This window comes from Rhodoligotrophos defluvii (genome assembly GCF_005281615.1).
GTDB lineage: Bacteria > Pseudomonadota > Alphaproteobacteria > Rhizobiales > Im1 > Rhodoligotrophos > Rhodoligotrophos defluvii.
Genome location: NZ_SZZM01000001.1, coordinates 324,036 through 345,512, shown reverse-complemented (window position 1 = coordinate 345,512; position 21,477 = coordinate 324,036). Strand labels below are relative to the sequence as shown.

Here is a 21,477-nt window from a genome sequence, read left to right as displayed (position 1 = left end):
GAGACTACACCTTCTGCACGGCGGTGCTCGGCCCGTGCTGGGCGGTCTGCTCGGCCCGCGTTTCTGCATCGATCTTGAGCTCGCGCCGCTTGGCGGCCGAGGGCCACAGACCTTCAGGCTTGATGCGCATGACCAGGATGATGGCGAGCCCGTAGAACAGGAACCGGTACTCGCCGAACTCGCGCAGCACCTCCGGCAACCCGATCAGCACGGCCGCGCCCACCACCACCCCCGGCAGGCTACCCATGCCGCCCACGATGATCAGCGCCAGAATGTTGATCGAGATGATCAGTTGGAAGCTGTGCGGGTAGATGGAACCCAGCATGGCCGCGAACAGCGAGCCGGCGAGCCCGGCAAAAGCGGCACCCAGACCGTAGGCCAGAAGCTTCACCTGGATGAGGTTGATGCCGAGCGCCTGGGCCACGTCCTCGTCATCGCGAATGGCCTTCCAGGCGCGGCCCAGGCGGGAGTCCTCGAGGCGCCAGGCGCAATAGGCCGCAACCACCGAGGCCGCCAGGGCCAGATAGAACATGGAGACGGGGGTATAGAAATGGAAATCTCCGATCTGTGGCCGCGGAATCTGCAGAATGCCCTTGGCGCCCGCCAGCAGCGGCGCGGCGGCATCCGAAAGCACGATGACGCGCACGATTTCACCGAGCCCCAGGGTCGCCACCGCGAGATAGTCGCCGCGCACCTTCAGCACCGGAATGCCGAACAGCACGCCCACCACGACCGAGGCGAACACCGCGATCGGCATGGCCTCCCACCAGGAGAGATGCGCGAGCGCGAAGGGACTGTCGGCGGTGAGAAGCCCCGTCACATAGGCGCCGACCGCGTAAAAAGCCACGAACCCCAAATCGAGCAGGCCGGCAAGGCCGACTTCCAGATTGAGCCCCATGCCCATCAGCGTGAACAGCGCCACCGTCAGCAGCACCTGGCCGATGAAGTTGCCGGCAAAGGCCGGGAACAGCAGAAAGAGCAGCGCCGCGGCCGCGATATAGCCCCACCGCAGCCGGGTGCGGGTCGGCGCCGGGAGCTGGGCATAGCGCGACTTCACATCGCCGCGCACCGCTTGCCAGCCGGCAACGCAGAGCGCCACCACCACGAACAGGATGATGGCGCCGTTCTGGGTGAGGCCGGTCCAGGTATAGATCAGGTTGTGCAGTGGCCTGGTCACCGGGCTGTTCGCGAGGATCGGGCGAATCATCTCCTGGAAGAGCCCGGCGATGCCCGCACCGATCAGCCCGCCGAGAATGGGCGCGCGGATCCGCTCCGGCAGGACGATCAGAGTGGCGCCTAGACCCCCCAGGCAGAGGCCGGTGAGCAGCATCAACCCGATTCCGACCGGGGTTGAATAGGTGAAGGTCAGCATCTTCAGGAGCGGCGGGTCCAGCGCCACGAAGATCCAGCGCAGACTGTAAAGGCTGAGCACGGCGGTGAGCAGCGACAGCACCGCGGCACCGATCAGGCCGGCAACGGCGCCGCCGAGGATGAGGCCGCCGACGGTCGGAAACAGTCTGCGCTTGGCCACCAGAATGCCGGCGCAGAGGAAGACGAGCCCCAGCACCGCATAGCCCAGCGTGAGCTCGCCGACGATGATCGGCCGCCTGTTAAATAAACCGAGAATGCCCACCGCCGCCAGGAGCACGCACAGCAAGCCCGCCTGCAGGCCAACGGTGCGCACATGCCGCCAGGGGGTGTATTTGACGGTCTCGATCCGGCTGGAGGCAACGACCTCGAAAGACATGTCCTTTACCTGATCCCTCTTCCGTTCACAGCCCGGCTGCGCCGGCCGCAGCCATGAACGGCGGGTTTCCCCGTGGTTGTCGCGCTGGGCTTCGCGCTCCCCGCGCTATGCCCGTTTCTTGGCCAGTGCTTCACCCAGCAGTCCTTGCGGCCGGAACACCAGCACCATGACGAGGAGGGTGAACGCAACGAGATCGCGCATCTGATAGGGCGCGGGAATGCCGAGCCCGTCGAGGAACAGCGGCGGCCCGATCGATTCGATTACCCCGAGGAAGAAGCCGCCGAACATTGCGCCCGGGATATTGCCGATGCCGCCGAGCACCGCCGCGCTGAATGCTTTGATGCCGGGCAGGAAACCCATGTAGAAGTAGATCTGCTTGTACACGAAGCAATAGAGCACGCCGCCTATGCCGGCCATGCAGGCGCCGAGCACGAAGGTGAAGATGATCACCTTGTTGGCATCGATCCCCATGAGGGCGGCCGCATCCCGGTCCTCCGCGACGGCGCGCATGGCGCTGCCCATCTTCGTCTTCTGCACGATCAGATAGAGCACCAGCATGGCCGCGATGGCAGTGCCGATCAGGATGGGCTGGATCGCCGGCAGGTTGACGCCGAGTATGTTGATCGTGCCCTTCATCCAGTCAGGGTCGGGATAGGAGCGTACGTTCGAGCCGAACATGCCGCGGAAGGCATGCTGGATGACGAACGAGGCGCCGATGGCGCAGATAAGCGGTGCCAGGCTCGCCACATGCCGGAACGGGCGGTAGCAGATCCGCTCGACGATGAGCGCCGTGGCCACGCAGACCGCCATCGACAGGCCCATGATGCCCAGCATCGACAGGACCGGATAGGCATCGAGGAAGCCGGTGCGGTCGAAGCTCCGTGCCAGGAAATAGGCCGAGAACGTGCCTGTCATGGTGATGTCACCATGGGCGAAGTTAATGAGGCGGAGCACGCCGTAGACCATGGTGTAGCCGAGCGCGATCAGCGCATAGACCCCGCCGATGGTGAGGCCGAACATGAAGAAATCGAACCAGTGGGATGCGCTGTAGGTGCCTTTGATCAGCGTGGCGATCGTGCCCACCACCACTAGCAGCAGCAATCCGATTCGCAAGAGCCAGAGCACCACGTCGACGATGGTGATCCGATGGAGATTGGCCTTGCGAAGAGACCAGGAACCCTTGGAAGCGACGTGCGGTTTATCGACCGTTTCCGTTTGGACAGCCATTCAAAACACCATCCCGTCAAAAGCGCCGAGATCGGCCAGATCCGGCGACACCTCCGTGGTGGAAGGCACTGAACCTGCTGCAAGATCGGGTATGCGCCCGCACTCGCGCTCTACTAACGCGTCTTTGTCGTTCCTAACCCCCAGCTGACCGGAATCAGCTGGGGGCGTTATGTCGTGATCCGCCAACTCAGTCGGTCGGATAGATCTTCTTGGGATTGACCCCCACCTGGAAGGTCGAGGGATCGCTGTCCGTGAACTGGTAGACGGCGAACTTGAAGCCACCGCACTGACCGTGCTCGTTGCAGTCGATACGGCCGCTGATGCCGTCCATGTCCTTGGTCTCGTAGAGGGCCTGGTTCAGCGCCTTGCGGCCGATATAGGTGTTGCCGTCAGCGTCCGTCTTGGCCACCTTCTCGATGGCCTTGGCCAGCATGACGGCCGCATCGTAGGCCTGCGCATGGAAGGCGTTGATCGGCCCCTCGCCGTACTTCTCCTTGTACTTCTCCACGAACTCGGGATAGCGCTCGCCCATGGCCTCCGGCGAAATGTCGACATTGGTGATCGTGAAGCCCACCACCGCGTCACCCGCGGCTTCGATCATGCCGGGCGCCATCACGGCGCTGCCGCCGATGATGTGCGTATCCTTGAGATCGGCGATTTCCGGAGCCTGGCGCAGCACTTGGGCGCTTGCCGCCACGAAGATCGGGAAGTAGAGCACGCACGGCTTCTTGGTGCCGATGCCGGTGAGCACAGGCCGCATGTCGACGTCCGTCGGCGTGACGGCCTCCTCCGCGACGACTTCACCGCCGAGTTCCCGGAAGCGGTTGGCGGCCACGCCTGCGAGCTGCGAAGCGAAGGGGCTGCCGTCATGGATGGTTGCGAGCGTCTTGCAGTTCAGCTCGTTGAAGAAGTATTCCGCGTCGTTCTTGCCTTGCTCGGCATCACTGTAGATCGTGCGGAGGAAACCCTGATAGTCCGGCTTCCGGTCGGCTGCGGTCAGCGACGGTGCCGTGGTCGCCGTGCCGATATTGCTGATGCCGGCCTTCCACAGAATCGGCGCAGCGGTTGTTGCCGCGCTGGAGCAGGCCGGGCCCAGCACCGCGACGATATTGGGCAGCGATGCGAGCTTGGTTGCCGCCGTCTGACCTCCCTCCGCGTTGCAGCCATCGTCTTCCACCACCAATTGGACAGGATGGCCGGCGATGGTGTTGTTCATGTCATCAAAGGCAATTTCGGCGCCGCGCTGCGAGTCGAGGCCCAGTGCCGTATCCGGGCCCGAGGTGACCCAGTAGCCGCCGATAACCATCGGCGCGCCTTTCGGGATCTCCACCACTCCAAGTTCATCGGTCACCGGGCCTTTCGTTTCGGCGAACGCCGAGCTGAGGCCCGCCGCGATGAGCGCGGCAGCAAGTACTGAGATCCCGTAAGAAGACCGCCTGTTCATATGGACACTCCCCTGAGGGCGAGACGTATTGCCCGCCACATTCGTTTGTTGAATGGGTCGTTATGAAGTACCGCCGGCCTGTGTAGGCCTCCCCTGGGGTTCTTTTTCATGGCGCAAGCCTTGTTCCCCATTAGGGTATACTGCACTCGCGAGATTTACGTGTCAACTTCATATCGCACTGTCGACAGTTTCGAAATGCGGTATGCGCGCCTGAGAATGCAGCAATTGAGGAAGCACTTCAACTTCCTCGCAACAGTCCGATGCATGGATGGCGCTTCTTTTCGTGTGAAGAATAGGGCCCGCGCCCCATGAGCGCTTCAGTGAATATCTGTTATTCCCGGCGGTTATCGAACGGGGGTCCGAAACAAAAACACCGGGCCAAGCCCGGTGCGTACAGTTTGAGATGGAGTGGTTTGCGTGGGCGGGCCTGGAAACAGAAGCCCGACCAATACTAGCGCCGCCGGAACGGCTGTCGGCGCTGCTGATTCTGTCCGCCACCGCTGCCTTCGACCTTATGCCGGAAGGTGATGCGGCCCTTGTCGAGATCATAGGCCGTCATCTCCACCGTCACGCGGTCGCCCATGAGGGTCCTGATCTTATTCCGCTTCATCCGGCCGGCGGTATAGGCGAGCACCTCGTGGTCGTTATCCAGCTTCACACGGAAACGTCCCTCCGGAAGGACGTCGATCACGGTACCCTCGAATTCGAGAAACTCCTCTTTCGCCAAAGGTCAGTCCTTTCAGACGCTTTGCCGCGAGACCATTTCGGCCTCAAACGGCGCGTAAATTCGTAGCCGACGGGCGACCTTGCCGGTCAAGTTCCAGCTCGTACGATACCTTCTGCTTGTCGCGAAGCGTGCCCAAACCGGCAGCCTCGACCGCGCTGATATGTACGAAGACGTCCTTTCCGCCGCCATCCGGCTCGATGAAGCCGAAGCCCTTGGTTGCATTGAACCACTTCACAGTTCCTGTTGCCATTACGATCTCCGTAAGTTGGCGCCTTCGGCTAGGCGCCGAAAGGCTGCGAGACCTCAGGTAGCGGCTTCAGAAACCGGGCGCCGATCGCGAGCGGAAAAAGAGAAGCATGACGCGCCATTAGGTCGACGCGCCCAATATAGAGACTGGGACCCTGTTCGTCCAGAGGCATGGCCGCCGGAAACTGCGCCGAAACGAGCGATTCAAGCGTGGATTTCTCGACCGGCGAATTGGAGGCGCTCTTCTTCCGGGCTGCTCTTGAGACTGGCCTCTACGGCAAAGGCATAGGCCTCGTCCACGGGCATCCCCAGCTGGCGGCGGAATGCCTGCACGGCGAACTGCAAATCCCCTGGAGCTGCCGCGACCAGCTGCTCGGCCAGCCGGCTCGCGCCGGCATCGAGCTCGGAGGAGGGGACGATCTCGCTGATAATGCCCATGGAAAGCGCCTCGTTTGCGCTGGCGGGGGCCGGGCTGAGCAGCATGCGAATGGCGTGTTTCGAGCTCAAGCTGCGGCTGAGCGCCACCATGGACGTCCAGGGCGCCGCCCCGTCCTTGAGTAGCGATGCGGAGAAGGTCGCATCCGGCGCGGCTAGGGCGAAATCGGAGCCGAGCACCAGATCGAGCCCCGGCCCATGCGCGGCACCTCTGATCTTGGTGATCACGATCTTCTGATAGGACTGGATGGCGCGCATCAGGCGCACCGTGGCCTCGCGGAACTGGCGGATCCGAATCGGATCGCCCGAGGCACCCACTTCCCCGAAGTCTTCGCCTGCGCAGAAACTGTCGCCGGCCCCCTCCACGATCAGCACCTTGATTTCGCTGTCGGCTTCCAGCGCCTTCAGCATCAGAAGCAGAGTGTCGACCATCCTCGGCGTCAGCGCGTTCTGCGCCTGCGGGCGGTTGATGGTCAGCGTAGCCACTTGGTCTTGCAGCGTGAGCTGCACCGGATCCTTCGCGGAAGGAAATGTCATGAACAACCTGAAATCTGGACCTGTTCTGCCAAATCCCGGCGGGGCCGGGATGTCCAGACTATCGGTTGTGATTAAGGCATGAATCCGGCCGTCACTTCTCGTAGAAATAGTTGGCGCGCCGGCCGAACAGGGCTTGCCGCAGCAGTCTGCGCGTGCGCTCCGACTGGCGCAGCGGTTCGATGACCGCATGGGCGACATCGAAGGCCGCAACCTTGGCTGCATCCAGCAGCGGGCGCTCGCCCGGCGGCCTCTGCGGCAGCCCGATTCGCCTGAGCGCGCCGTTCATGAACCGGATCTTGTTCGCCCGCACCACCCGCTTGCTCTTCCAGGTCACGGCGAGCGAAATCGCATAGCTGTTCCCCGTGGAGACCCAGTGGGGCCAGAGATAGGGAATGTGCACCGCCTCGCCGGGCGCGAGTTCGAACACCTCGGCGCGCGCCTCGAATTCCGGGCGATAGGTCTGGTTGCGGTGCTTGTCCGGCGACATCTCCATAGCCGCCTCGCCCACCAGCGTGCGGTCCTCGTTGTCGAAGATATGGACGAATTTCCGGCCGTGAATATGGACAAGGATGTTGTCCTCGCCGTCGATGTGGAACGGGGTGATCGAGTTGGCAGACGAGACGAACAGGAAGCCCCTGACATCGGTCATGTCCTCGGCCGCGAGCCCGGCAGCGGCGCGGATATCGGCAACCGCACCTTCCAGCAAGGCCTTGTATTCGGGGTCGAGCTCGACATTCTTGATGACCAGCCAGGCATTGCACTGCTCGATCGAGCGGATGACCGCCTCTGGCGCCATGTTGATGCGTGGCGTCTCGTCCGGCCGCTGGTCGATGCCGACGCTGCCGGCATTGTACTCGATGCGGTCGCGGTCGAACTTCTGCGCGAGGCGGACCAGCCGGTCCAGCTGGAACAGGGGATGGTCCACCAGCTGGTGATGGAGCTTGAACGGGCGCTTCAGCAGCTGGTTTTGCGCCTGGTCGGCAGTCAGCGACAGATAGTGACCCATGTTACTTCTCCCATGCGAGGGATGACTTCACGATGCGCAACCCGGTGATCAGGCGATGGCGTCCGGCTTCGAGCAGATGGAGGCCGCTCGCCTGCCAGCGCGGCATGCTGCGGGGCGTGAGCAGCACGTCGCCGATGGATATCCTGTCGACCCACAGATGCTCGATCATCGGATGGCCGGGCACGGCGCAGGAATCCACCAGCGTCAGGTCGCGCCGCTGATCGAGATCAGCGGTCGCGTCCAGCATGAGGAGCACCCCCGGGGAAAACGGAGCGAACGCCTCGTCATAGGCGATCTTCCCGAGCCAGGCCTGCGCGCCGGAAACCATGGCGAACAGCATGGCGATGGGCCTTCCGTCCAGGTGGAGCGCCCAGAACAGCAGGCGGCCATCCGCCGCGAGCCTGTGGGCCACATCCCGCAGGAACCGAGAGACGCGGGGGTCGTGTGCCAGGGCGGTCCGGCGGCGGCCCTTCCAGCCCGCCGCCTCGAGGGCCTCGAACCGGTCAAGCCAGGCGGATACATCCTCGGCCGGGCCGAGCCGACGAAGCTGAAGCTTGCCCAGCTCTCCGAGCCGGGCCCGCAGCCGCCGGAATTCCTTCCGCCGCTTGCGGGGAAAGACCTTGGCCATGTATTCGGAAAACGCTCCGTTGGGGCGATAGCAAGCGCGGCTGTGCCTTGCCGTGACTGTAAGACGGGCGCCGGTGCGCGCTGCCGCTTCCTGCAAGGCGGCCATGGCAGGCCCATCCAGCGTCATCTTCGTGAACAGCGTCACGTCCTCGCGCTGGATCAGGTCGATGAAGCCCTGAACCGCAGCGCGGCTGCTCATCAGCGGTGTCCCCAGAAAATGGTGGGGATGGGACCAGCTCACCCAGGCGCTGATCGGCAAGCCCCAGCGCCAGCCGGTCCTCTGCAGCACCGCCACGCCGGCAAGGTCGTGTCCCGACTTCATGGTGATGAGCTCGGCGGAATGGCTCGGCGCGAGCTGTTGCAACGCCGGCAGCACCCAGGCTGGATCCGCAGCTATGCTGGGCTCGATGGCAGAGCGGGCCAGCGCGGCCCATTCGGCCGTCGACAAGGCGGCATCGCTTGCCTCCTGCGGCGCGGTTTCCGCCTCGGTCAACTGGATGAAATCGGTCTTCGATACGTGAGCCATACGTGCCAACTCGGGGCGGTCGTCCGCCCGAACCTTGTCCCGGCACCCTGCTGAGCAAGGACCGGGCCAAATCAGCGTCATTGGCGGGAAACGGAGCGGTCCTAAGAATGAACCGCGGCGGGGGAGGGTGCTTCAGCCTGCGAAGCCGCCCTCGTCGAGGAAGCGCTGTTCCTCCTCGGTCATCGGGCGACCAAGGATCGGGTTCCGATGGGGAAACCGGCCGAAGCGGCGGATGATGTCGGCATGGATCTCGGCCCAGTAGCGGCTGTCGTCGAGGTTCGATTGCTCGGAAAGGCGGATGCACGCCTCCTGGTCGTCCAGGTTTTCCGAATGCATGAACGGCAGATAGATCCAGGACCGCTGCTCGGCGGGCAGGGCCATGTCCTTGCCCTCGGCGACCGCACGCTTGGCCAGCGCCAGGGCCTTCTCGTCCGCCTCGTACATTTCCGCCGTGCCGCGATGGATATTGCGCGAGAACTGGTCGAGCAGGATGATGAGGGCAAGAACGCCCCTGGGCGTTTCGGCCCAGCCGTCGTACCGGCCGCGCTTGGCCTGTTCCAGCGCATGGCCGAACCGGCCGGCAATCTCGCGGTCGAAGGCCGCGTTCGGCGCGAACCAGCGCTCCGGCGGCTGATTGAGCCAGAAATCGAGGATGGCTTCCGGTTGAAGCGTGTCAGTCTGGTCGGAACCGGCCGGCTCAGTCATGCGCGCTGCACGGGATCAACCGCTCTCGAGACAAGGCGTGACAAGCAAAATCCCCGACGCGCCGCATCGGGGATTTTGGCTAGAACTCCTCACGCGGCTCCAGGATCTGGCGACCGCGATACATGCCGGTCTTCAGATCGATGTGGTGCGGCCGGTGCAACTCGCCCGACTGCTTGTTCTCCACATAGGTCGGGTTTTCCTTCGCATGGCCTGAGCGGCGGTTGCCCCGACGCATCGGCGAGCTCTTTTTCTTCGGAACAGCCATAATGTTTTCTCCTCGCGACAGCAGCGACGCCGGCTGTCACGTCGTCCGATCGGTAAAGCTTGACGTGGGCGGCCTTATACAGCCTCGGCCGCCCGCTGGCCAGTGTGTTTCTGCCCGTGCGCTCAGATCGCGGTGTCGCGCCGGAACTCGATCACCGTGGGTACCGAGACGGTGAGCGCCTCGCGGATCGCGCTTTCGAGCTCCGTGAGCGATTTGGCCCTGAGGCCACGGCAGTTGAAGGCCTTGGCCAGGGCCGGGAAGTCCGGGTTCTTGAGGGTCACGGCGTTGGGCTTGATGCCCTTCTTGACCATGTCGTCATAGATCTCGGCCAGCGAGTCCGAGTTCCACAGGATGATGGGCAGGCACAGGCCCGCTTCCGCCGCGGTGCCGAGCTCGGGGCAGCTGTACTGGAAGCTGTAATCGCCTGTGATCAGGGCCACCGGCCGGTCGGGGGCGCCGAGCTTCGCGCCGATCGCAGCCGGCAGTCCATAGCCGAGGGTGCCGAAGCCGATCGGATGGCACCAGCTGGCCGGCCGGCTGATCGGAAACACCTGGTTGGCGGAATAGGCCAGCTGCGTCTCGTCGCTGACCACGATCGTGTCCTCCGGCAGCGCCCGGCGGATCACCTCCAGCACCTTGCGGTGCATCTTGCGCGAGTCCGGCTCGTTCGCCTGGACCTCCGAGAGGAAGCCGGACACCCATGACGGCGTGATCCGCGACTTCGGTGCCTCGCCATGACGGCCGATCGCGGCCACCAGCGCCTCCAGGGCCGCCTTGGCGTCCGACAGGATGGCAAGCGCCGCCGAGTGCGGGAACGCGATCTTCTGGGCGTCCACGTCGATGCGAATGAGGGCGCCGCGGAACTGGATGTTCTCGCCATCCAGCCAGAAGTCGGTCTCGGCAAGCTCCGTACCCACCGCCAGCACCACGTCCGCTTCCGTGAGCAGCTTCTGCGTCTTGCCGTCCACCATGTTCGCGCCGAGGCACAGGGGATGGTCGGTGGCAACCACGCCTTTTCCCGCGATGGTGGTGAGCACGGCGGCACCGACCATCTCCGCGATCCGCCGGGCTTCCTCGGCGGCCCGCACCGAACCGCCGCCCAGCACCATGATCGGCCGCTCCGCCTTCAGCAGGATCTCGGCCGCGCGGTCGATCAGCGCCTGATCCGGCTGCGGCAGGCCCGCGAGCGCGCGCGGCTCCCAATCGCCCTCGACCGGGCTTTTCAGCACATCGATGGGGATCTCCACATAGGCCGGCTGCGGCCGTCCGGAGCGGATGGTTGTGAGCGCCCGTGCGATCACGTCAGGCACATCGGCCGACGAGGTCGCCAAGGCGGCAAAGCCCGAGACGCTGGCGGCTGCCCCGAGCTGGTCGATCATCTCGTGCAGACGGCCGCGCGCCTGGCCCAGGTCGGGCAGGTCGAGCGTGCTGGAGATCACCAGCATGGGCGCTGAATCCGCATAGGCCTCGCCCACTGCGGTGAGTATGTTCGTGAGCCCCGGACCGGTAATGGTGAAGCACACGGCCGGCTTGCCGGTTACCCGCCCGTAGCCGTCGGCCATGAACCCAGCCCCCTGCTCGTGCCGGGGGAGCACGTGGCGGATCGAGGACCGGGGCAGCGCTCGATAGAACTCGACATTGTGAACGCCGGGAATCCCAAATGCCTGCTCAATCCCGTATCCCTCCAGCAGGCCGACCAAAGCCTCGCCTGTCGACTGCGCCATTGCTGCTCCTCTCTGACACTGGGAACATCCCAACCAAGTCAGCTTGGTAGCGTGGCTTGCCGCCAAACACCAGTACCCTTCGCCACCGCTGGCGCGCATCGGGGTTGACGCACGCGCGAATAACGCGGCTTGCTGGGGCGCCGGGCGCGAAGCGGGATGGGCCGGCGGATCGAAGGCAGCGCTGGCGCATGCAGGGGAGCAGGCTGGTCGAACTGATGCAGGGGCCGCTGGGCAAGGCGATTGCCCGGCCCTGGTTTGACAGGCTGGCCGCGGCGGGCCTCAAGCGCAGCTTTCTCCCTCGGCTTCGGCAATGGGCGGCGGCCAATGCAGCCGGCGAAGATGTGGCAGCCTTCATCGAGCAGGTGGGTGCCGGGCCGTTGGTGTTCGGCAAATCGGAGGTCCACCGCATCCTCGCTGACGTCGCATCGGCACGCCGCCGCCGCTCTGTGGCGGAAGCGCGCTGGGAAGACTGCTTCTTCGGCCGCGGTGCCGCTGCCCCCGGCCTGATGGCCACCATCGAAACCGAGCGGCTCGACGCAGCCCACGAACACAATCTGCTGTTTCGCCGCTTTGGCCGCCTGCGCTACCGCAACCGGGTGCCGGCGGCCGTGCGCGCCATTCCGGCGCCGGCCGAGGCCGATGCCGTGCTCGAAAGCCTGGGCGGACTGGACGAGCAACGCCTCTACGGCCTGCCCGGGGAAACGCCCATCCTCGCCTCGCCACCGCTCGAGGATGCGAGCGGCACCCAATTCTGGATCAGCTTTCGCTCACCCAGCCGGGAGCTCGGGGATTATGTGACCGCCTGGGTCTATGAACCGCGTGGCATCGTCAATCCGCCGACCCTGATCTTCGGCCACGGGCTCGGCATGGATTTCGATCATTGGAAAGGGCTCAAGGCCGGCGCGTTGCCTTATGTGCGCGCCGGCATCCGCATCATTTGGCCGGAGGCGCCGTGGCATGGCCGGCGCACGCCGCTCGGCCGCTACCCTGGCGAGGAATTCGCGGCCCGATTGCCGTTGAGCGCTTTCCTCGGCCTGATTGCCGCAACCCGGGAATGGGCGGTGCTCTTGCGCTGGGCCAAGGCAACCTCCACCGGCCCGGTTGCGGTCGGCGGCATCAGCCTCGGTGCCCTGACGGCGCAGATGGTGGCGACCAAGGCTCGTTACTGGCCGCAGCCGCTCTGGCCCGATGCCATGCTGCTGATCACCCATTGCGGCAGCCTGTGGCATGTCTATGAGGGTGCGATGGTCGACATCTGGGGCGCGCGCGAGCTTGCTGCCGAGGCCGGATGGGATTTCGAGGCCATGGCCCCCTTCCTGTCGGTGACCGACCCTTGGGAGCGGCCAGCCGTGCCGCCTGAAGCGATCGTCGCGCTCAACGGCTATGATGACCAGATCGCCCCCTATGCCAGCGCCGCCTACCTGCTCGACCGCTGGCAGGTGCCGGACGCGAATCGTTTTCTGTGGCGCCGCGGGCACTTCTCGGTGCCCTTGGGGATGCTGCGCGAGCCGGAGCCCGTGGACTATTTCATTCGTCTGCTGAACGGAATCGCCGCCCAGCGGCGGCCGCCACATTGAATGCGCACGGGTCACGTAATATTATAACGGGCGAACGGAGCATTCATGACCGAAACCGCCTTTCCCTCTCCTGATCATGACCATGCGGCTTGCGTCGGCGAGACCATCGCGCGGGCCGAACGGTCCTGCGCCCGCGCCGGCGCGCGGCTCACGCCGCTGCGGCGCGAGGTGCTCGAGATCATCGCGTCCGGCCACGAGGCGGTCGGCGCCTACGACATCATCGACCGCATGGGCGCTGCGGGCGACCGTCCGGCGCCGATCACGGTCTATCGGGCGTTGGACTTCCTGCGCAGCCAGGGGCTGGTCCACAAGGTCGAGAGCCGCAACGCCTATATCGTCTGCACCCAGGATCACGCCCACGCCGAGCGCTCGGTCCTCCTGATCTGCGATCGCTGCGGCGTGGTCATGGAGGTGGAAGGCGCCGCCGTGTTCGAAGCGGTCGAAGCGCGGGCCCGCGCCCTCGGTTTTGCCATCGACCGGCCGGTGGTCGAGGTCAACGGCACCTGCGCCCCGTGCTCGGCCAAGAGCGGCTAGCCCGGCGAGGCGGGAGACCCGGCTTCACCTTTCGGCCAACATGCGCCCCAGGCAAGTCTTGAAAGCGTCGCAAGGCCATGCCAAACACAAGCTCCTGACCTCGTAGGTAAGGCAATATGGCTGATTTCCCGGATCTTCCCCGTCACAAGACGGTCGGTGTCATGGTCGGCGACGTCATGGTGGGCGGCGGCGCCCCGATCGTCGTGCAATCCATGACCAACACGGACACCGCCGACGCGGAGGCGACCGCCCGGCAGGTGGCAGCCCTGTGGCGCGCAGGCTCCGAGCTCGTGCGTATCACCGTCGACCGGCCGGAGGCGGCCGCCGCGGTTCCCCACATCCGGGAAAAGCTCGACAAACGCGGCCTCAACGTGCCGCTGATCGGCGATTTCCACTATATTGGCCACAAGCTCCTGACGGACTATCCGGCCTGTGCCGAGGCCTTGGCCAAATACCGCATCAACCCCGGCAATGTCGGCTTCCGCGACAAGCGTGACAAGCAGTTCGCCATGATGATCGAGACGGCGCTGCGCTACGACAAGCCCGTGCGTATCGGCGTCAATATGGGCTCGCTCGACCAGGAGCTGCTGACCAGACTCATGGACGAGAACGCGCGGTCGCCCAAGCCGCTCACCGCTCGGGCGGTCATGCACGAGACCATGGTGCAGTCGGCGCTGCTCTCGGCCGCCCGCGCCGAGGAGCTTGGGCTTCCGCGCAGTAAGATCGTGCTGTCGAACAAGGTATCGACGGTACAGGATCTCATCCGCTGCTATCAGATGCTGGCCGAGCGCTGCGACTATGCCCTCCATCTCGGCCTCACCGAGGCGGGCATGGGCTCCAAGGGCATTGTTTCCTCGACCGCCGGGCTGGCGGTTCTGCTGCAGCAGGGCATTGGCGACACCATCCGCATCTCGCTCACCCCGGAGCCTGGGGCCGACCGCTCGCTGGAAGTGCGGGTGGGACAGGAAATCCTGCAGTCCATGGGCCTGCGCGCCTTCGCGCCGCAGGTGATCGCCTGTCCCGGCTGCGGCCGCACCACCTCCACCGTCTTCCAGGAGCTGGCGAAGGAGGTTCAGGATTACATCCAGGAGCGGGTGCCGGTCTGGCGGGAGACCTATCGCGGCTTCGAGGACCTGCAGCTCGCGGTCATGGGCTGCATCGTCAACGGGCCGGGCGAGTCGAAATATGCCGACATCGGCATTTCGCTGCCGGGCACCGGCGAACTGCCGGCAGCCCCCGTCTTCGTCGATGGCAAGAAGGTGATGACCTTGCGCGGCGACAACCTTGGCGAGCAGTTCAAGCAGCTGGTCGAGACCTATGTCGAGCGCCGCTACGGCCTTGGCGCGCCCGCCGGCGAGCGGGTGGTGCTGGCCGGCGCCGCCGAATAATCTGTCGCCCGGAGCTCAGTTCTTCCGCTCGACGATGAACGTGGCGGCCTGACGCAAGGTCTCGCCCCGCTCGCCGAACCGGTCGAGCAGCGCGCACGCCTCCGCAACCAAGGAGCGCGCCTTGCTGCGCGCGCCGTCAAGGCCCATGAGCTGCACGAAGGTGGCCTTGCCCGCGGCATCGTCCTTGCCGGTGCGCTTGCCCGTCACCTGCTCGTCGCCTTCCGCATCCAAGAGGTCGTCCGCGATCTGGAAGGCAAGTCCCACCTTCTCTGCATAGCCGATCAGCGCCTGCCGGTGCTGCGGGCTGGCGCGGCCGAGAATCGCACCCGCCTCCATGGAATAGCGGAACAATGCGCCGGTTTTCATCGCCTGCAGCGTGATGATCTCGTCGAGCTCGAGAGGCGTCCGGCTGGTTTCCGCCTGCAGATCCAGCATCTGGCCGCCCACCATGCCTTCGGCGCCGGCCGCGCGGGCCAGCTGCAGCACCAGCTCGGCGCGGATGCCTGCATCCGGATGGGTTTCCGGAGAAGCCAGGATCTCGAAGGCGAAGGTCAGGAGGCCATCGCCGGCCAGAATGGCGGTGGCCTCGTCGAAGGCGATATGGGCGGTCGGCTTGCCGCGGCGCAGGTCGTCGTCGTCCATGGCCGGCAGATCGTCATGCACCAGCGAATAGCAGTGCACGCATTCGAGCGCCGTGCCCGCCCGAAGCGCCTGCAGGGGATCCACGTCGAACAAGGCGCTGCTTTCCACAACGAAGAAGGGCCGCAGCCGCTTGCCCTGGCCCAGGCTCGAATAGCGCATGGCCTCGATGACCCTCGGCGCCGCTGAACCTTCAACGGGCAACAGGCGTTCCAGGAGTTGATCGACGCGGCGGGCGGTTTCCTTCAAACGCGTATCGAATGACATGGGAAGAGCGGTCCGGCGATAGGATGCTGCTGACAGCAATTTGATGAACGGAGCAACCGCTTAACACGCGCGGATCGGTCCGTCGGGAAAGCCAGGCGTTGTTTGGCGCTTCCGATGCGGGCATGCTTCGCGATATGGCTAATGCTCTCATAAGCGGGCTGGAGCCGCGAAGCAATGGTGCGGCTTCGATGAAGATGCGGGGGTAGGCTGGCGGGCGTGACGACGGAGGGCAAAATTTTCGTGTCGGAGGACGACCGGGACGGATCGCGACTGGCCGCGGGAGGGCGGGCAGTCCGTAGGGTCCTAAGCCCATTCCGGTGGAATCGGCGTGGCGTCGTGAGGCGGGTGGCGATCATCTGCGGCGGCCTCATTCTGCTGCCCTATCTCTTGACCCTCGCCTATGCGATCGTGCCGCCGCCGGCCTCCGCGCTCATGGTCCTGCGGCTGTTCCAGGGCACGGCACCCCAGTATGACTGGGTGCCCATGGCGGAAATATCGCCTAATCTGGCGCGCGCCGTGATCGCGTCGGAGGATCAGCGCTTCTGCATGCATTCGGGCATAGACTGGGTCGCGGTCGGCAAGGTGATCGAGGCCGACGAATCGCGCGGCGCCAGCACCATCACCATGCAGACCGCCAAGAACCTGTTCCTGTGGCCGGGGCGCTCATATCTCCGCAAGGCGCTTGAGGTGCCCCTCGCCGTGTGGATCGACCTCATCTGGTCGAAACGGCGCCTGTTGGAGGTCTATCTCAACATTGCGGAGTTCGGCGAGGGCATCTACGGCGCCCAGGCCGCCGCCCGGCACCATTTCGGCAAGGATGCGAAGAACTTGACCCGGCGGGAGGCGGCGCTGCTGGCTGCCGTGCTGCCGAGTCCGCTGGTGCGCGATGCCGGCAAGCCCGGTCGCCTCACCAACCGCATTGCCAGCCTGATCCAGCGCCGCATGGCAGGCATAGGCCCATATGCGGCCTGCGTGACGGCCGGTTGACGGGCCGCCCTTAGGCGCTTTCGCGCAGCAGAACCACTGGTGCGGCAGCGGCGGCGATCACGGCCAGGGCCGCGGCTTCGTTCCGGAACAATTCCCCCTCCAGATCGGCGGCGACAAGCGACGCGCCGAGGTCGCGCAGCAAATGGGTGAGGTGATCGAGCGCGCCGCCGATAAGCCGATGCACGGTGAGCGGCCGCTGAACGCGCGCCTGGCCCAAGGCGGCCTCGAGCTCGGCCATGGCCGCCTGGCTGGGTGCGACCAGCAGCACCGTGAGCGGTTCTCGCCGCTCCTGTGCGAGCGAAGCGGCAAGCTGCAGGGGTTGCAGGGGCGCCTTGTCGCCGGCGGCCAGCAGTGCCAGGGGCCCGCGCACCGGCCGTGCCAAGCGGGGGACGACCACCAGCCCCGCCGCCTTCGAGCGGGGGCTGCGGGCCACCGCCAGGGCATCCGACACGGCCGGGCCGGCATGGGGGTCTGCCCGCACCAGGATCAGGTCCCCGGCATCCGCCGCCCGCTCCAGCTGCTCGCGGAAGGCGCCCTGCGTCCGGCCGAAGCTCCAGGCGAGCTGCGCCCGCCGCGCCGACTGCGACAGCAGGCTTTCGCAGGCCGCCGCCTCGCGGGTAATCGCCGCACGCATGCGCTCGGCGCCGATATGGGCTGAGGCGGATCCCGGCGCATGCACCACCTTGACGAAAGGCAGCTCGGCGAGCGCCATCACCCGGTTGTCCTCCACGAATACGCCGTGGATGGCGGCACGGGTGGCGCGGGCGAGCCTCGTCGCCGTCTCGATGAGCATTTGCGGTTCGCCGGCGCTGTCGAAGCCGACCACGATGCGCCGGAACAGGGGGCGTGGAGTGGTGGTCATGTGGCATTATCCTTGGCCGGTGTGGCTTGGTCGTCATCCTTGCTGGCGAAGCGGTGCCGAAGCGCGGCATAGCTCTCCAGCTTTGCCTCCACGAGGGCATTGACCGTGTCCGGTGGGAAGCGGCCGTCAGGGCCACGTTCGCCGGCCGCCCGTCCGGTGAGCACCTCGATGCCCTGGTCTATGGTCTCTATGGGATAGACATGGAACTGGCCGGCGGCGACTGCCTCGACCACGTCCTCGCGCAGCATCAGGTGCTGCACGTTGGATTGCGGGATCAGCACGCCTTGCCGCCCAGTCAGGCCGCGCGCCTTGCAGATGTCGAAGAAGCCCTCGATCTTCTCGTTCACGCCGCCGATCGCCTGCACCTGTCCCATCTGATTGACTGAACCGGTCACTGCGAAATTCTGCCCGATGGGCACCTCCGATAGGGCCGAGAGCAGGGCGTAGAGCTCCGCGGATGATGCGCTGTCGCCCTCGACCCCGCCATAAGATTGCTCGAACACCAGCGTGGCCGACAGCGAGGGGGGAGCATCGAGCGCATAGTGAGAGGAGAGGTAGCCCGAGAGGATCAGCACGCCCTTGGAATGCAGCTTGCCGCCAAGCTCGGATTCCCGCTCGATGTCTACCACCTTGCCGCCGCCCAGCCGCACCCGGGCGGTGATCCGGCTGGGCCGGCCGAACCGGAATTGGCCGTAGGACGTCACCGCCAGGCCGTTGACCTGGCCGACGACCGCGCCATCGGTGTCGATCAGCACGATGTCGCGCGTGATCGACTCCTGCGACAGCTCCCTGACCCTGTCGGCCCGCCGGATCTTAGCGTCCACCGCCCTCGATACGTCTCTGGCGGTGATCTCGCGCCGGCCTGCCTCGCCTGCCCAATAATCCGCTTCCATGATCAGATCCGCCAATGGTCCGGTCTGCACCGTCACCTTTCGCGAATCGTCCGCCATGCGTACGGCCTCTTCGATCACGCGCGCCACCGCGTCACGCGTCAGCGGACGAAGGCCCCGGTAGCGGGCGATCGTCGCGATCAGCCGTACGTAGAGCTCCATGTTTTCCGGTGTCCGGGGGATCTCTTCGTTGAAATCCGCCTCGACCTTGAACAGGTCGCCGAACTCCGGATCCGCACTTGCCAGGATATAATATAGGAGACGGTCGCCGATAAGCACGACCTTGACGTCGAGCGGGATCGGATCCGGCTCGAGCGACACGGTGCTGATGATGCCGAGCTGCTCGCCGGGCGAGATGATGGTGACCTGGCGGCTGCGCAGCGAGCGCTTCAGCGCCTCCCAGGACATGGGATACATCAGCACCTTCATCGCATCGAGCACGAGATAGCCGCCATTGGCCCGGTGCAGTGCGCCGGCGCGGATCAGCGTAAAGTCCGTGGTCAGGGCGCCGAACTGCGCCGTATGCTCGATACGCCCGACCAGGTTGTAGAGTGTCGGATTGTCCTCGAAGATCACGGGAGCGCCGCGCGGCTTGAGCTCCGGGTCGGTCTTCCCCTCGTGCCCGACGATCACATTGACCATATAGCGCCTGAACCGCGGATCCTCGCCGCGGGTCGGCGCCCGGAACAGCGCGAGCTCCTGCTTGGCATCCTCCTGCACCGCCTCGATGAACAGATTGGCGTTCTTGATCAGGTCCTCGCGCACCTTGCGGAGATGCTCCTCGATGGCCTCGTTGCCCCGGAACTGCTCGGCCACCTGGGTGATCGACGCCCCGACCGCACGCTCGGTGAACTCGGCATTGAGCGCCCGCACCGCATCGCGCCGTTCTTTCTCCACCAGCGGCACCTCCTGCAGCACCGTCTCCATTTCCTTCTGCAGCCTCTGGATGGTCTCCTCGATCCGCTTCCGTTCGTCCTCCGGCAGCGCATTGAACTCGTCCGGCTTCAGCACTTGCCCCTCGCGTACCGGCGCCAGGGCAAAACCCATGGGCGTGCGCACGATGGCGATGTTCTCTGCCGCAGCCTTCTGCCGCAGCTGCTCAAAGGCCTGTCCCTGGCGCTCCTCGAAGCGCTCGTCCACCGCCCGGCGCCTATTGCGGTATTCCTCCTGCTCGAACAGCGCCGGAATGTCGGTTCGCAGATCATCGATCAGGCTGTTCATCGCGTCGCGGAAGCGGATGCCGGTGCCGGGCGGCAGGCGCATGGCCTGCGGCTTGGTCGGCACGTCGAAATTGGCCACATACACCCAGTCGTCGGGCACCGCCTCGTCTTTCGCCTTCTTCTGCAGCATGCGGCGGATGGCCGTATGGCGGCCTGATCCGTGGGTGCCCAGCAGAAACAGGTTGAAGCCGGGCTTGTTCATGTTGATGCCGAAGCGGATGGCATCGACTGCCCGGTCCTGTCCGATCAGGTCCTCGACCGACTCCACATCCTCGGTGGTCCTGAATCCGAAGTTCTCGGGGTCGCAGCGGTAGCGCAGGGCATCGGGCGACAATGCGGTGTGGTTCGGCGCCTTTGGGGGCTCACTGTTCATGCGGTGATCCTTCCTGTCCGATCGGATGGTATCGCTGGGGATTTAACTGGTCGTGTAACGGAGGCGGACACGTTGCCCTGGTCGCCGGCTTGCCCCATGCTATGGGAATCAACACCTTGGGGGAGCGGATGGAAGCAAGCCAGTTCGGACTTCTGACCAAACGGCGCTTCCTGCCGCTGTTCGTAACTCAGGCACTGGGCGCATTCGACGACAACGTCCTGCGCAATGCCATCGCCATTCTGATCACGTTCCACCTCGCCGTCCAGCAAGACCTCAATGCGCCATTGCTGGTTACGGTTGCCGCTGCCCTGTTCGTGGCGCCCTTTTTCCTGTTCTCGGCGCTCGCCGGCCAGCTCGCCGATAAATACGAGAAGGGCCGCATCGTCCGCGCCATCAAGCTGGGCGAGGTTGGCTTTGCCTTGGTGGCCAGCGCGAGCCTCTTCCTCGACAGTGCCGCGCTCATGCTTTCGGTCCTGTTCATCTCGGGCACGCTCGCCACTTTCTTCGGGCCGATCAAATACGGAATCCTGCCGCAGCATCTCAGTGAGAACGAGCTGATTGGCGGCAATGCCATGGTGGAAACCGGCACGTTCCTCGCGATCCTGCTGGGCCTCCTGTTCGGCGGCCTCGTGATCACCACCCAGCACGGGGTGATCATCGTTTCCGCCACCATGATCCTGACCGCGATCATCGGCTATCTCGTATCCTTTGCCATCCCCAAGGCGCCGCCGCCGGCACCGGAGCTCGCCATTGACTGGAACCCGGTCACCTCAACCAAAGCCGTCCTCGCCTTTGCATTCCGCGACCGCACCGTGCTGCAGACCGTGCTGTGCATCTCCTGGTTCTGGGCCATCGGTGCCGTGTTCCTGGCGCAGTTCCCAGGCTTCACCCGGCTCGTCCTGGGGGCCGACGAGGCGGTCAGCAACCTGCTGATCGCCGCCTTCACCGTAGGCATCGCCATTGGCTCGCTTCTTTGCAACCGGCTGCTCAAGGGGGCCATTTCGGCGCGCTTTGCACCCATAGCCGGCCTGGTGCTCACCCTGTGCGCGCTCGATCTCGTCTGGGCATCCTCCGGCCTGCCGCCGGTCACCGACCAGACGCCGCTGCTTGGCATCGCCCAATTCCTGGGGGTGGGTGATCACTGGCGCATCCTTCTGGATCTGGTCGGCATGGCGGTTGCGGGCGGCGTCTTCGTGGTGCCGCTCTATGCGATCATGCAGGCGGAGAGCCCGCCGCAGCTGCGATCGCGCATCATCGCGGCCGCGAATGTCATGAACGCCGTGTTCATGACCGTAGCGACCGGCCTTGCCGCTGCCCTGCTCGGCGCAGGGCTTACGATCCATGGCGTGTTTCTGGTATTCGGGCTCATCAATCTGGTCTTCGCGCTCAGCGTGCTCACCATCGCTGGCTGGCGGAGGCGACCTGCCACCGGGCAATGAACCGGCATCGCCCGTTCGGAGTGTAAACTGTGGATGACGCCTCGCGCGGGCTTGTGCACCCAATTTTAGCCGCGAGCTGCGTTAA

General features: G+C 65.2%; 19 protein-coding genes. 5 read left to right on the top strand and 14 right to left on the bottom strand.

All coding sequences use genetic code 11. The features are described 5' to 3' along the window. Positions 1-4: 4 nt before the first annotated feature. From E4P09_RS01560 to E4P09_RS01510, 11 genes are all read right to left on the bottom strand, one after another. Positions 5-1,747 carry a branched-chain amino acid ABC transporter permease gene (locus E4P09_RS01560; RefSeq protein ID WP_137387835.1) on the bottom strand — a complete coding sequence of 581 codons (1,743 nt, stop codon included), beginning with the start codon at positions 1,745-1,747 and terminating at the stop codon, positions 5-7. Between the two features lie 105 nt (positions 1,748-1,852). Further along, positions 1,853-2,974, bottom strand: a complete 1,122-nt coding sequence (locus tag E4P09_RS01555) for a branched-chain amino acid ABC transporter permease (protein WP_137387834.1) — start codon at positions 2,972-2,974, stop codon at positions 1,853-1,855. 187 nt (positions 2,975-3,161) lie between these two features. Continuing rightward, the gene (locus tag E4P09_RS01550; protein ID WP_137387833.1) at positions 3,162-4,418 is read right to left on the bottom strand and encodes a branched-chain amino acid ABC transporter substrate-binding protein; all 1,257 of its coding nucleotides are present in this window, start codon (positions 4,416-4,418) and stop codon (positions 3,162-3,164) included. A gap of 451 nt (positions 4,419-4,869) precedes the next feature. Beyond that, entirely contained in the window at positions 4,870-5,145 is a 276-nt protein-coding gene (infA, locus tag E4P09_RS01545; protein WP_137387832.1) for a translation initiation factor IF-1, read from the bottom strand. A gap of 43 nt (positions 5,146-5,188) precedes the next feature. Continuing rightward, complete coding sequence (locus E4P09_RS01540) at positions 5,189-5,395, bottom strand: cold-shock protein (protein WP_137387831.1); 207 nt, start codon at positions 5,393-5,395, stop codon at positions 5,189-5,191. Positions 5,396-5,595: 200 nt separating this feature from the next. Next, a complete protein-coding gene (locus tag E4P09_RS01535; protein ID WP_170984176.1) occupies positions 5,596-6,363 on the bottom strand; it encodes an enoyl-CoA hydratase/isomerase family protein in 768 nt (255 codons plus the stop codon). A 91-nt stretch (positions 6,364-6,454) separates the two neighbouring features. Next, positions 6,455-7,369, bottom strand: coding sequence for a cupin-like domain-containing protein (locus tag E4P09_RS01530; RefSeq protein WP_137387829.1), 915 nt, complete (start codon positions 7,367-7,369; stop codon positions 6,455-6,457). 1 nt (position 7,370) lies between these two features. Continuing rightward, complete coding sequence (locus E4P09_RS01525; protein WP_170984175.1) at positions 7,371-8,522, bottom strand: GNAT family N-acetyltransferase; 1,152 nt, start codon at positions 8,520-8,522, stop codon at positions 7,371-7,373. A gap of 132 nt (positions 8,523-8,654) precedes the next feature. Continuing rightward, positions 8,655-9,227, bottom strand: a complete 573-nt coding sequence (locus E4P09_RS01520; RefSeq protein ID WP_137387827.1) for a DUF924 family protein — start codon at positions 9,225-9,227, stop codon at positions 8,655-8,657. Between the two features lie 79 nt (positions 9,228-9,306). Beyond that, positions 9,307-9,492, bottom strand: coding sequence for a 50S ribosomal protein L32 (gene rpmF, locus E4P09_RS01515; protein WP_137387826.1), 186 nt, complete (start codon positions 9,490-9,492; stop codon positions 9,307-9,309). 122 nt (positions 9,493-9,614) lie between these two features. After that, positions 9,615-11,216, bottom strand: a complete 1,602-nt coding sequence (locus E4P09_RS01510) for a 5-guanidino-2-oxopentanoate decarboxylase (RefSeq protein WP_170984174.1) — start codon at positions 11,214-11,216, stop codon at positions 9,615-9,617. A gap of 188 nt (positions 11,217-11,404) precedes the next feature. Here E4P09_RS01510 and E4P09_RS01505 point away from each other — a divergent pair, with 188 nt between their 5' ends. From E4P09_RS01505 to ispG, 3 genes are all read left to right on the top strand, one after another. After that, complete coding sequence (locus E4P09_RS01505) at positions 11,405-12,793, top strand: alpha/beta hydrolase (RefSeq protein WP_137387824.1); 1,389 nt, start codon at positions 11,405-11,407, stop codon at positions 12,791-12,793. Between the two features lie 45 nt (positions 12,794-12,838). Next, positions 12,839-13,327, top strand: a complete 489-nt coding sequence (locus E4P09_RS01500; protein WP_137387823.1) for a transcriptional repressor — start codon at positions 12,839-12,841, stop codon at positions 13,325-13,327. 116 nt (positions 13,328-13,443) lie between these two features. Next, entirely contained in the window at positions 13,444-14,715 is a 1,272-nt protein-coding gene (gene ispG / locus E4P09_RS01495; protein ID WP_137387822.1) for a flavodoxin-dependent (E)-4-hydroxy-3-methylbut-2-enyl-diphosphate synthase, read from the top strand. Between the two features lie 15 nt (positions 14,716-14,730). Here the strand turns inward: ispG and E4P09_RS01490 are convergent, their stop codons facing one another. Next, on the bottom strand, positions 14,731-15,621 hold the full coding sequence (locus E4P09_RS01490) for a polyprenyl synthetase family protein (RefSeq protein ID WP_137387821.1): 891 nt from the start codon (positions 15,619-15,621) through the stop codon (positions 14,731-14,733). A 336-nt stretch (positions 15,622-15,957) separates the two neighbouring features. Here E4P09_RS01490 and mtgA point away from each other — a divergent pair, with 336 nt between their 5' ends. Further along, entirely contained in the window at positions 15,958-16,608 is a 651-nt protein-coding gene (mtgA, locus tag E4P09_RS01485; RefSeq protein WP_239024991.1) for a monofunctional biosynthetic peptidoglycan transglycosylase, read from the top strand. A gap of 10 nt (positions 16,609-16,618) precedes the next feature. On the opposite strand, the gene E4P09_RS01480 is transcribed toward mtgA, so the two are convergent. Both E4P09_RS01480 and E4P09_RS01475 read right to left on the bottom strand, forming a co-directional pair. Then, positions 16,619-17,470: a hypothetical protein gene (locus tag E4P09_RS01480; RefSeq protein ID WP_137387820.1), complete on the bottom strand. Its 852-nt coding sequence runs from the start codon at positions 17,468-17,470 to the stop codon at positions 16,619-16,621. After that, a complete protein-coding gene (locus E4P09_RS01475) occupies positions 17,467-19,953 on the bottom strand; it encodes a Lon protease family protein (RefSeq protein ID WP_137387819.1) in 2,487 nt (828 codons plus the stop codon). Before E4P09_RS01475 ends, E4P09_RS01480 begins: the two co-directional genes overlap by 4 nt. Positions 19,954-20,081: 128 nt before the next feature. On the opposite strand from E4P09_RS01475, the gene E4P09_RS01470 reads away from it, so the two are divergent. Next, positions 20,082-21,392 (top strand): MFS transporter, encoded by a 1,311-nt coding sequence (locus E4P09_RS01470; RefSeq protein ID WP_170984173.1) that lies wholly within the window; start codon positions 20,082-20,084, stop codon positions 21,390-21,392. Positions 21,393-21,477: the final 85 nt, after the last annotated feature.